Below are 12,024 nucleotides of genomic sequence, written 5' to 3'. Positions count from 1 at the left end.
ATTTACCATAAAAAAGAGAGCCTTCAAGACTCTCTTTGTATTATTGCTCCAGCTTTTCTTTAATGTATTTTGCGGTGTGCGATTTTTTATTTTTGGCGAGATCTTCAGGAGTTCCCGTAAATACGACTTCGCCGCCATGCTTTCCGGCTTCCGGACCAATGTCGATGATATAATCTGCACATTTGATAATATCCGGCTGATGTTCGATTACAATCACCGAATGTCCAAGATCAATCAAAGCTTGTAAAGATTTCAGCAATTTCTGAATATCATGGAAATGGAGACCTGTGGATGGCTCATCAAAAATGAAAAGCGTTTTATCCGTCGTTACTCCTTTTACCAAGAAAGACGCAAGCTTTACCCGCTGCGCTTCTCCGCCTGAAAGGGTAGAAGAGCTTTGTCCCAGCTGCAGGTAACCCAATCCTACTTCTTGTAGAGGCCTCAGTTTGGTTACAATTTTATCTTCACCATTATCTTTAAAAAATTCCAGCGCATCATCTACCGTCATGTGAAGAATGTCCGATATATTCTTTTCATCGAATCTTACTTCCAGAATTTCGCTTTTAAAGCGCGTTCCTTTACAGACTTCACATTCCAGCTCAATATCTGCCATGAACTGCATGGAAACATTGATTACGCCTTCTCCTTTGCATTCATCACATCTTCCTCCATCAACGTTAAAAGAGAAATGCTTTGGCTTATACCCCATCATTTTCGCTACTTTCTGTTTCGCAAAAAGATCCCTGATGTCGTCATACGCTTTCAGGTATGTTACCGGGTTGGAACGTGAAGATTTTCCGATCGGGTTCTGGTCGATCAGTTCAATATGTTTGATGAGCTTTTTTGGAAAATCAACCGAATCGTAATCTCCTTTTTTACCGCCCATTCCCAGCTGAATCTGGATGTCATTCGTAAGAATTTCCTTCATCAAAGTAGATTTTCCGCTTCCTGAAACTCCGGAAATTACCACAAGATTTTCCAACGGGACATCTACATCAACATTTTTAAGATTATTCTGGCGTGCTCCTTTGATATGAATCCATTCTTTGGCTTTTCTTCGTTCTTTCGGGATTTCTATTTCAAGCCTTCCGGTGAGATATTTGGATGTTAATGTATCTGCACTTTTCAGTTCTTTATAATCTCCTGCAAATACCAGCTCTCCACCAAGATATCCTGCTTCCGGGCCAATATCAATAATATAATCTGCTGCCCTCATTACATCTTCATCATGTTCAACAACGATTACGGTATTTCCGAGATCCCGGAGATTTTTCAAAACCCCGATAAGATTTTCCGTATCTCTGGAATGCAGTCCGATAGAAGGTTCATCCAAAATATAAATGGAACCTACCAGCGAACTTCCCAGACTTGTTGCAAGATTAATCCTCTGGCTTTCTCCGCCAGAAAGTGTATTGGAAGTACGATTCAGGGTTAAATATCCCAATCCTACTTTTAATAAAAATTCAATCCTTGTCGTGATTTCGTACAACAATCTTTTGGCAACTTCCTGATCATGATCCGATAATTTTAAGCTTTTGATTAATGGAAATAATTCGTCAAGGGGTAATTCAATCATGGACTGGATATTATGTCCGTCGATTTTTACCCAGCTGGTTTCTTCGCGCAGCCTTAATCCTTCGCAGGTAGGACACAATGTTTTACCGCGGTATCTGGAGAGCATTACCCTGTATTGTATTTTGTATAAATTTTCCTCAAGCATTCTGAAGAAATTGTCGATGGACGGAAATGTACTTTTCCCATCACCTTTCCAGAGGTATTTTTTCTGATCTTTGGTGAGCTGATGATACGGTTTATGAATCGGAAAATCTTTAGCTTTTTTAATAAAATCTTTTTTCCACTCGCTCATGCTTTCTCCTCTCCATGAAGCTACCGCATCTTCGAAAATGGAAAGTGCTTTGTTCGGGATTACCAGATCTTCATCAATTCCAATCACCTTTCCGTAGCCTTCGCAGGTAGGGCATGCTCCGTAAGGATTGTTAAAGCTGAAAAAATGAACATTCGGTTCCAGGAACTCTATTCCGTCCAGCTCAAATTTATTGGAAAATTCTTTTATTTTTCCGCTATCTGTATTCTTTAGGTGACAATATCCGTGTCCTTCATAAAAAGCCATCTGAATGGAATCTGCAAGACGTTGCAGGAAACTTTCATCATCTTCATAGGAAAAACGGTCGATCACCAGATTGATTTCCATGTCTTTTTCGGGAGTAAAGCCAAAGCTTTCGAGATCTTCAATTCCGGCGACATTTCCGTTGATTTCAAGCCTCGTAAATCCTGCAAGCTTTAGAACATTTAAATTTTCTGCAAAATTTTCTGCATCATAATCCAACGGCGCAGTCAATAAAAAGGACGAATCTTTTTTGGAAGCTTTAATAAAATCCACCACATCAGAAACCGAATCTTTCTTTACTTCTTCGCCCGAAACCGGGGAAAATGTTTTTCCGATTCTTGCGAAAAGCAGCTTCAGGTAATCGTAAATTTCCGTTGAAGTTCCTACTGTTGATCTTGGATTAGACGAAATGACTTTCTGCTGGATGGCGATGGAAGGAGCAAGCCCTTTGATATCGTCAACTTTCGGTTTTTCAAGTTTACCCAAAAACTGTCGCGCATAGGAGCTGAGACTCTCTACATATCTTCTTTGTCCTTCCGCATAAATGGTATCAAAAGCCAGTGAAGATTTTCCGCTTCCGGAAACTCCTGTGATGACAATCAGCTTATTTTTCGGGATAAGAACATCGATGTGTTTCAGATTGTTAAGGTGTGCATTCTTAACAAATATCTGTTGTTTAATATCTATATCTGTTGTTTTGGCCATAGTACAATTAAGACTCACAAAATTACGAAATTCTGACGGATTTCTGATGTTTGATTATATCCAAATTCTTTTCAGCTTTGAAGTTTATTTTCGTATGCATTTAACATAATTTTATTTGCTAAAAATTGCACACTGTTGGGAAATTATTTAACATTGCAGGATAAATTGTAATTAGATGAGAAAATTCTTAAGAGATCTGATTGCACATCTGATGAGAAAACGATAATTAATATAATTCCCGGAAATGCAGTTTTTATGAACTGCATTTTTTTATGATAACTATCATTTGTATGTATTGATGAACTCCACTACTTTTGGCCTCACAAATAATCAACTATAATTCTGATATATGATACGCAAAGCAGGAAGTATTTTTTTTCTCGGAACCTTATTTTTTGCACATGCCCAGGAAAAGCCGACTGATATTGAAGGTATTGAAATTCAGGGGAAACTTTTTTCCACACCGTATAAAAATGCCAACCAGAATATTTCGGTAATCACCAGAGAGGAAATCATTAATTATCCTGCAAAAAGCATCGATGAAATCCTTCAGCAGGTAACCGGAATGGATATCAGAAGGAGAGGAGCTAACGGCGTACAGAGTGACATTGGTTTCAGGGGAAGCTCTTTTGAGCAGGTGCTTTTGCTTTTGAACGGAATCCGGATGAATGATTCCCAGACCGGGCATAATTCTATGAACATTCCTGTAGACCTAAGTGATGTAGAAAGAATTGAAGTGATAAAAGGCCCTGCAGCAAGGCGTTTCGGGCAAAATGCCTACGCCGGGGTTATCAATATCATTACCAAAGTAAATCCGGGAAAAAGGGTAAGGGTAACTGTTGAAGGAGGAGACTATGAGACCTATGAACTCGGATTTAATGCCCAATTGGGAAATGAAAAATTTTCAAATTCCTTACAGGCAAATTCTTCCGGTTCCCAGGGTTATATGTATAATACGGATTATGAAATCAGGAATGTTTTTTATCAAAGCAAGCTCAATATAAAAGACGGAAGCCTCAGGCTCCAGGCGGGTTTTTCTGAAAAGAAATTCGGGGCCAACGGATTTTATGCCTCGAAAGCGGCAACGGAACAGTATGAAGAAGTTCAGGCTTCGATAATCAGCCTGGCGCATCAGCAGACGTTTGGAAATTTAAAATTAAATTCAAATGTCTATTGGCGAAGAGGGCAGGACATGTATTTATTTAACAGACAAAAGCCTGAAATTTACCGCAATATGCATATCGGAAATAATGTTGGCGGGGAAATCAATTCCAGCTATGACTGGGCACTTGGAACAACAGGAATCGGCGTTGAACTGAGAAAAGAATTTCTGGCAAGCAACAATTTAGGTGAAAGGAACCGTTTTGTTTCTCAAGTGTTTTTCGAGCATCATTTTTCACTTTTAGATAAAAAACTGAACATCAGTCCGGGAATATCATGGGCTAATTATTCTAATGAAGGCAACTTTTTTTATCCGGGACTTGATGTTGGATACAGCTTTAATCAGAATAATAAAGTATATGGCAATATTGCTAAAGTCCACCGGATTCCTACGTTCACAGATCTTTATTATACCAGCAAAACCGAACAGGGGAATCCTGATTTGTTACCTGAAAATGCAGTTTATGCAGAAATCGGCTACCAGTTTCAGTCAAAAAATATTTTGGCAAAACTAAGCGGTTTTCTACGGGATACCAACAACGCTATCGACTGGACGAAAACGAGACCGGAAGATCCTGTTTGGTATGCCCAAAACATTGGGGAAACAACAATACAGGGAATTGAAGCGGAATTCAATCACAGGTTGAAAGACTGGCTGAAATATACCATCGGCTATACTTATCTTGACAATAAACTGAACAAGCCAGCCGATTTTTCTGCGAGATATCTGCTGGATAATTTAAAGCATCAGTTTGTTGCCAAGCTGGAAACCCGCTTCCTGAAAAGCTTTACCAATGAAATTGTTTATCGCTATAATGAAAGACTCAACAATGGCAGCTATAATCTTTTAGATGATAAATTAAGTTTTGTTAAAAGAGATTTTTCCGTATATATTTTAATCAATAATATAACAAATACTTCATATACAGAGACATTTGGGGTTGAAATGCCGAAAAGATGGTTTCATATCGGGTTATCTTATAATTTTAATATTAAATAATTGTTAATTATTAATTAACTAACTAAAGTTAATATTAACAAATTGTTAATTCATTTACTTTTGCAAAAATTTTTTCAGATGAAATTGTCAGTAGGTTTGGGGCTATTTTTAAGTGTATCATTTTTCAAAGCACAGGAACATCAGGAACATATTTCCAGCTTCAATGCACTGACGGTCACGTATAAATTTCATCCTAAGTTTTTTCTTTACGCCGAAGGACAATTGAGGGGAATCCAGGAATATACTTACCCTGATTATTATGAAATTAAAGGTGGATTAGGATATAATCTCACCAAAAATCATAAGCCTTTTATCGGATTGGGAAGATATGCCACTTATAAAGACAGGAAGATCAGCAGAGAAGAATTCAGGGTATGGCTTCAGGATGTCATTGATTTTAAGAAAGGCATTGTGAAGTTTGAAAACAGGCTTCGAGCGGAAAAAAGCTGGTTTTACGACCCTCAGACCAGCAAAAGTTCTGAGAGAACCCGCTACAGATATCGTCTGAATATAAGCGTTCCCATGAATGCAAAAGAAGTAAAAAAAGGAACTGTTTTTGCCAATGTATATGACGAAATTTTTCTTGTAAGCCCTATGAAGCCTACCTTTGCCAGAAACCGTGTTTATGGCGGTTTCGGATACCAGATTGATAATTATTTCGGAATTGTGGGCGGATATTTGTGGCAAAGGGAATTTGAAGCTTCAGGAAATAAAAACTTTCATTTTGTTTACCTGGCTTTAAACATCAATATCGATGGGACACAAGATCAGAAAAAGACATACGATTTCCCGGGAGCAGATTAATGCTAACCTGCTCTTTTAATTTTTACCTGAAAATCTATAAGCTTTTCTTTGTAATCGGTATAAATATTATTGAGTATCATTCTGTATTCATTAACAAAAGCAAATATAGCATCTACTTCTTTCTGAATATACCGGTCGTTGTTAAAGTAGATATATTCTGATTGGATAAAGTTTTTTAGCAGTTCTTTATTTTCAATAGTAATAAGATCTTTATAAGCGGATGCTTCTACAAATTGTTTTACGCTGTCTTTAAATGGTTTTTCGCATCTTAGTAAAGTATATCTGTGTTTTCGGATTTCTTCAATGGGCAAAGTAACCATCATAAACTGCAGATTTGGAATAAAAAGGCTTAATGCATTTTCAAATGTATCATATTCATGGTTTAAAGAAGCAAATGTCAGATATTTCTTTTTCAGGATTTCTTTTTCGGCATCATCTGCAATAGCGTAATAATAAGAGAAGATCTGCCTGTCATTTTCTTTCAGCCTGTCTCTCAGACTATCTAATTCTTTTGTAAGGACTGGAATTAAATTTCCGGCATTTTTCGATTGATATAATGTTCCTTTATACTTAAATGTTTTTACGGCCTTGGGATGGGCAGCAATCTGATGCAATGTTAGCAGATCTGATTCCGCAGCATTTTTTTCATGAATCAGGGAGAGCATTTCATCGCCGAAAAGGGTCTCGTATGTTGAAGGCTGTGAATTAAGAAGCAGCTGTTCGTCGATTTTTTCCACAACAGGATTATGATATTCGTAATAGCTGTTGAAGTAGAGGCTTGCTTTCTGAAGCGGATATTTTTCACTGTAAAGTTCAATAAAACGTTCATTATTACTGATTGCTTCACCTATATTCTTAACACTATTGAGCGTTAGAAATTTATTCGTCAGTATTTTACCGATATCATCATAACCCCGAATTACCGTTTTTGCCAGCTCATTATTTTCAGGCCGGTTTTTTGTTTTATTGCTGCGAATCATTTCAATCCTTTTATGTGTTTCGGGATGAGATGCCCACGGATCTTCAATTTCTATTTTAGTCCTGTTGTACCGTGTAAAATCAGCCTCTTCAATTATGGGTAAACTATTCTCATACGGATGATTATTTCTTTCACTGAAAAGTTTCAGTAAAGCAGACTGGTTTTCAAAAAGATTTTCGGGAAGATATTTCCCGTTACTTTCGGTATAGAAAAGAAAAGCGCTGTTGAATGCCGCATTGCTGATGTCAAGTCTCAGCAGGGAAGAAATCTGCTCTTTAGGATTGGTAACATACGTTGCAACGGCATCGGCGTGAAATTCCATTTCTCTTCTGAGAGAGGCATTGTTTTTAAAGATAAAATCTGAAAAGAATTTAAGAATGTACTGAAAGACACTGATGAATCCTACGGAAATCATTCCTGAAAGCTGAAATGCCCAGTATCCGGAACCGTTTTTAATAGTCTGCTCATATTCTCTGTTATTGTACACGGTATCAAAAATAATTTTTTCAGCCTGATTGACATATCCTCCGATTTTCATACTCTTCTGTGAAAAATGTCCGAATTCATGGGCTAAAACTGCTTTAAGCTCTCCCACTGTTGTAGAATTGATCAATCCTACACCGATTGTAAGATTTTTTTTAACAGGTAAAAACATACTCCAGAAAAGAGAATTATAGCTTACGCTGGCGTTCACGTCCGGAGAGAGAAATACTTTTCCCGGCATTTTAACTGCTGTTTCTGCAACAATTTCATCAATAATCGCAAATAGTTCCGGCTGGTTTCTACGGTCAACCTCAATGAGGTGCCGCGTGCTGTAACCGTTTTTGATGAAGATAAATTTTATAAGGAAATAAAATACAACAAGCCCGATACTGAATAATCCTAACGCAAGAACCACAGTGAGATAATTGGCATGCAATGCAATAATCTTTACAGCACCATACCCTAGCAGGAATATTAATCCCAGAGATACCAGAATCAGCAGGAAATATATTATAAAAAATATAGAAATGGATGCAATTGCAGAAATAAGCTTATATTGGTAAGCATTAGAAACAGGAGGCAGGTTATTAGTCATTGGTATCAATATTTTTCGATCAGATAATGATAGGCTTTAAGATATTTATTAAATCTTTTGATATCTTTAGGTGTAAGTTCGCGGTTTACTCTTCGAAGATCCATATTGTCTCGTAAATCATTCAGTTTTACGGCTACAGCGAGGGGAGAGCGTTCGGTTCTTCTTACGAAATCATCGTATTCTTCCTCGGGATCAAATTTGGTAAGGCAGCTGATGGCAAAAATGATGTATTCCGGAAATCCTTCGCCTCTAAGATAATCGAGGCTGAATTCCTGGGGATGATCTTCAACGACATCGTGAAGAACGCCTACGATTTTTTCATCCATTGTTTTTCCATATTCCATTACACGCATAACGTGGGCTATATAGGGTGCGTGGTATTTATCTGTCTGTCCTTTATGTGCCTTGTCGGCTATCTTTATTGCCCTGTTGAGCAGCTCTTCTTTTGTCATCTTGAGTAAGTAGAGTACAAAAATAAAAAATGCCCCAATATCTGAGACAATTTTTAATAATAATTTTGAGTAACACCCGGTGATTAACTGAAATATTTTAATCTTTATTTTCAACTATCATTTAAAATTTAAAAGAATTATTTGCTTTTAAAATGCCGTTGAGGAATTACAGCATAAGGATTTTATAATCCGTAGAATCTTTTCTTTTGTCTTTAAGGCTGGAATAAACAGATTCATCTGCTTTTGCGCAAGGCATTTTATACATTTTATTTTGCATATCGCCAAATTTCAACTCTTTATCTGGCAACTGAATTTTTTTCTCTTTTTCCGAACCTTGAGGGATAGGCAGTTTTTCCTTTTGCTGCGCCGAAATGGTAGCAGAAATCATTATCATCGGAATTAGTATTTTCATCAGTACAATTTTAGGTTAGAACAGTCTTTAATAAAAAACAACTTAAACCTGAGCTTTATTACATTTTTAAATTTAATTTTTCTGAAATAAAACAAAAACGTCCCGATAAAATCGAGACGCTTTGAAATCAAATTTATATATAAAAGACTAATAAGCTCCTTTTTCGATATAATGAGCAGCAATTTTTTCAGTGAGTGCCACCACATTTGGATGATTGGTATATTTTGTAAATCTTCTTAATCCTGAAAGCATCATTCTCTGCTCATCTCCTTCTGCGAAAGAAACAATTCCTTCTTTGGCAGCGGTAATGATTTTTTCAACGGCTTTGTATAGGTTCAGCTGAGCCATCGCCGCTTCTACAGAATCCGGTGAGAAATGTTTTTCAGCTCTCAATACGGTAGATTCCGCCATGTAGATTTGGTTAAGGATTTCTGAGGCATTCAATAGCAAGTGCTGCTGTTTTTCAATATCCATCATATATTTCTGAAGCGCAGCTCCGGAAACCATTAAGAATACTTTTTTCAGATTGGCAATAATTGCTTTTTCTTCACTCATGAAAGCCGAATAATCCGGAACGTCGAATGAAGGAATTCCCATCAGCTCTTTGCTGATCGCCATTGCAGGAGACAATAAGTCTAATTCTCCTTTCATTGCTCTTTTGATCAGCATTCCCACGGAAAGTAACCTGTTGATCTCATTGGTTCCTTCATAAATTCTTGAAATTCTTGAATCTCTCCATGCAGCTTCCATCGGGGTGTCTTCAGAGAATCCCATTCCGCCGTACACCTGAATTCCTTCATCTGCGGTATGCTGCGCTAAATCTGAAACGAAAACTTTAAGAATAGAACATTCCACTGCAAATTCTTCAACACCTTTTAATTCTGCTTCCTGATGGTTCATTCCACCGGCAACCAGCTCATCAATTTTATCCTGAATATTTTTTGCCGCACGATATGATCCTGCTTCGCTTACAAAAACCCCGGTTGCCATTTCAGCAATTTTCTTTCTGATAGCTCCAAATGTAGAAATTGAAACACCGAATTGTTTTCTTTCGTTTGAATACTGAATAGAGTGGTTTAAAATCCTTCTCTGGGCATCAAGGCAGGCCGCAGCCAATTTAATACGTCCTACATTTAGGGCGTTTAAAGCTATTTTAAATCCGTTGTTTCTTTCTCCTAAAAGATTTTCCGCAGGGATTTTCATATCATTAAAGAAAACCTGACGGGTAGAAGAGGCACGAATACCTAATTTATGTTCTTCCTCACCGAAAGTTAAGCTTTCAGTATTTTCAAGCTCCGAACGGTTGATGACGAAACCTGTAATGTTTTTATCATCATCAATTTTCGCAAATAATGTAAATGTATCTGCAAAACCGGCGTTTGAAATCCACATTTTCTGTCCGTTAATGATGTAATGTTTTCCGTCTTCAGAAAGCTTTGCTCGTGTTTTCCCAGAATTGGCATCAGAACCTGCATCCGGCTCGGTAAGGCAATAGGCCCCGAATTTTGTCCCCATTGCTAAGTCCGGAAGATATTTTTGTTTCTGCGCTTCGGTTCCGTACAACACAATCGGAAGGGTTCCGATTCCGGTATGTGCTCCGTAGGCTGTTGCCAGGGAGCCCGTAACTCCGGAAAGATAATCGCAGGCCAGCATCGTTGTTACAAAGCCCATTCCGAGGCCTCCGTATTCTTCAGGAACAGCAATTCCCAGCATTCCCATTTCGCCAAGCTTACGCATTACTTCTTCTGTAAACGCATAATCTTTTTTCTCGAAACGTTCTTTTTGCGGAACCACTTCTCTGTCTATAAATTCTTTCGCAGAATCGCGAAGCATTTTCTGTTCTTCATTCAGCTCTTCAAGACTGAAGATTTCGTTTGCAGGAATTTCTTTGATTAAAAATTCTCCACCTTTTACTATATTTCCCATTTAATACTTGATTTTTTTATTTAAGGAAACCTTCAAGGTTTTAAAAACCTTGAAGGTTTAGTTTTTATCAGTTATAAAAGCTCAAAAATACTCGCCGCTCCCTGTCCTGTCCCCACACACATAGAAACCATTCCGTACTTGTTTCCGCGTTTTTTCATTTCATCAAGAAGCTGAACGGTTAATTTTGTACCGGTACATCCAAGTGGGTGCCCCAAAGCAATTGCTCCTCCGTTAACATTTAGAATCTCAGGATTCAGATCTAATTCTTTTTTGATCGCCACAGATTGTGATGCGAAAGCTTCATTTAATTCAATTAATTCAATATCTTTTAATTCCAAACCTGCCTGCTTTAACGCTTTTGGAATCGCATAAATCGGTCCCATTCCCATGATTCTTGGCTCCAGTCCGGCAGCTGCATAAGCAACCAGTCTTGCTTCCGGTTCAAGACCTAATTCTTTCACCATTTCCTCACTCATTACCATCACGAAAGCGGCTCCGTCACTCATCTGAGAAGAATTTCCGGCAGTTACGCTTCCTCCGTTGGCGAATACGGGTCTTAGCTTAGCTAATCCTTCCAGGGAAGTGTCTGCTCTTGGACCTTCATCCACAGAAAAATCAAATTTTTTAGTCTGCATTTTTTGGTTTTCATCCAGGAAATTATATTCCACAGGAATTGGAACAATCTGGCTGGCAAATCTTCCTTCCTGATTCGCTTTTAAGGCTTTCATATGAGATTCAAAAGCAAACTGATCCTGTTCTTCTCTTGTGATTTTATATTGTTTAGCAACTTCTTCTGCGGTATATCCCATTCCCCAATAATAGTCTGGGTTTGTTTTGGCGATATCTGTTTCCGGAACCGGCTTGTAACCTCCCATTGGAATATAGGACATGGATTCTGTACCACCGGCAATGATACAATCTGCCATTCCCGCCTGAATTTTTGCAGAAGCAATGGCAATCGCCTCACTTCCAGATGCGCAGTATCTGTTCACCGTAACTCCGGGAACTTTGTCTGTATTAAGACCCATCAGGGAAATCAAACGAGCCACGTTTAAGCCTTGTTCGGCTTCGGGCATTGCATTTCCTACGATCAGGTCGTCGATTCTGTTTTTATCTAATTGCGGAAGTTCAGCCATTAATTTTTCAATTACGGTTGCCGCCATGACATCGGGTCTTGTGAATCTTAAACTTCCTTTTGGTGCTTTCCCAACGGCCGTTCTGAAACCCTTTACGATATATGCTGTTTTCATTTGTTTAAATTATTTTGGATTTTGCACCGGGTTTCACCCGATGCTATTTTATTTCGCCCTTTCAGGGCTCAAAAACTTTAGCTCTCAACAATATTATAGATTATTCTGCTATTAACAGTTCGCTCCTAC

8 protein-coding genes are annotated in these 12,024 nt (G+C 38.1%); 2 read left to right on the top strand and 6 right to left on the bottom strand.

Features of this window, described 5'->3' with window-relative positions:
* Nucleotides 1–40: 40 nt before the first annotated feature.
* Nucleotides 41–2,833 carry an excinuclease ABC subunit UvrA gene (gene uvrA, locus SOP96_RS11410; protein WP_326321062.1) on the bottom strand — a complete coding sequence of 931 codons (2,793 nt, stop codon included), beginning with the start codon at nucleotides 2,831–2,833 and terminating at the stop codon, nucleotides 41–43.
* A 349-nt stretch (nucleotides 2,834–3,182) separates the two neighbouring features.
* Between uvrA and SOP96_RS11405 the strand changes: the two genes are divergently transcribed.
* Both SOP96_RS11405 and SOP96_RS11400 read left to right on the top strand, forming a co-directional pair.
* Nucleotides 3,183–4,994, top strand: coding sequence for a TonB-dependent receptor plug domain-containing protein (locus tag SOP96_RS11405; RefSeq protein WP_326321061.1), 1,812 nt, complete (start codon nucleotides 3,183–3,185; stop codon nucleotides 4,992–4,994).
* Between the two features lie 78 nt (nucleotides 4,995–5,072).
* A complete protein-coding gene (locus SOP96_RS11400; RefSeq protein ID WP_326321060.1) occupies nucleotides 5,073–5,798 on the top strand; it encodes a DUF2490 domain-containing protein in 726 nt (241 codons plus the stop codon).
* Nucleotides 5,799–5,800: 2 nt separating this feature from the next.
* Here SOP96_RS11400 and SOP96_RS11395 read toward each other — a convergent pair whose 3' ends face one another.
* The 5 genes from SOP96_RS11395 to SOP96_RS11375 form a co-directional block, all read right to left on the bottom strand.
* Complete coding sequence (locus SOP96_RS11395; RefSeq protein ID WP_326321059.1) at nucleotides 5,801–7,855, bottom strand: M48 family metallopeptidase; 2,055 nt, start codon at nucleotides 7,853–7,855, stop codon at nucleotides 5,801–5,803.
* Between the two features lie 5 nt (nucleotides 7,856–7,860).
* Nucleotides 7,861–8,307 (bottom strand): phosphohydrolase, encoded by a 447-nt coding sequence (locus SOP96_RS11390; RefSeq protein WP_326321058.1) that lies wholly within the window; start codon nucleotides 8,305–8,307, stop codon nucleotides 7,861–7,863.
* 166 nt (nucleotides 8,308–8,473) lie between these two features.
* Nucleotides 8,474–8,719 carry a hypothetical protein gene (locus SOP96_RS11385; RefSeq protein WP_326321057.1) on the bottom strand — a complete coding sequence of 82 codons (246 nt, stop codon included), beginning with the start codon at nucleotides 8,717–8,719 and terminating at the stop codon, nucleotides 8,474–8,476.
* A 147-nt stretch (nucleotides 8,720–8,866) separates the two neighbouring features.
* On the bottom strand, nucleotides 8,867–10,645 hold the full coding sequence (locus SOP96_RS11380; protein ID WP_326321056.1) for an acyl-CoA dehydrogenase family protein: 1,779 nt from the start codon (nucleotides 10,643–10,645) through the stop codon (nucleotides 8,867–8,869).
* A 71-nt stretch (nucleotides 10,646–10,716) separates the two neighbouring features.
* Entirely contained in the window at nucleotides 10,717–11,895 is a 1,179-nt protein-coding gene (locus SOP96_RS11375; RefSeq protein ID WP_326321055.1) for a thiolase family protein, read from the bottom strand.
* Nucleotides 11,896–12,024 lie beyond the last annotated feature (129 nt).

Source organism: Chryseobacterium salviniae, from assembly GCF_035819015.1.
Lineage (GTDB): Bacteria > Bacteroidota > Bacteroidia > Flavobacteriales > Weeksellaceae > Chryseobacterium > Chryseobacterium salviniae.
This window is presented reverse-complemented; position numbering and strand designations above follow the sequence as displayed.

Excerpts from the sequence above, each read along its gene's own strand:
- SOP96_RS11395 (WP_326321059.1), bottom strand. The coding sequence starts at position 7,855 with ATGACTAATAACCTGCCTCCTGTTTCTAATGCTTACCAATATAAGCTT.
- uvrA (WP_326321062.1), bottom strand. The coding sequence starts at position 2,833 with ATGGCCAAAACAACAGATATAGATATTAAACAACAGATATTTGTTAAG.
- SOP96_RS11385 (WP_326321057.1), bottom strand. The coding sequence starts at position 8,719 with ATGAAAATACTAATTCCGATGATAATGATTTCTGCTACCATTTCGGCG.
- SOP96_RS11405 (WP_326321061.1), top strand. The coding sequence starts at position 3,183 with ATGATACGCAAAGCAGGAAGTATTTTTTTTCTCGGAACCTTATTTTTT.
- SOP96_RS11375 (WP_326321055.1), bottom strand. The coding sequence starts at position 11,895 with ATGAAAACAGCATATATCGTAAAGGGTTTCAGAACGGCCGTTGGGAAA.
- SOP96_RS11400 (WP_326321060.1), top strand. The coding sequence starts at position 5,073 with ATGAAATTGTCAGTAGGTTTGGGGCTATTTTTAAGTGTATCATTTTTC.
- SOP96_RS11380 (WP_326321056.1), bottom strand. The coding sequence starts at position 10,645 with ATGGGAAATATAGTAAAAGGTGGAGAATTTTTAATCAAAGAAATTCCT.
- SOP96_RS11390 (WP_326321058.1), bottom strand. The coding sequence starts at position 8,307 with ATGACAAAAGAAGAGCTGCTCAACAGGGCAATAAAGATAGCCGACAAG.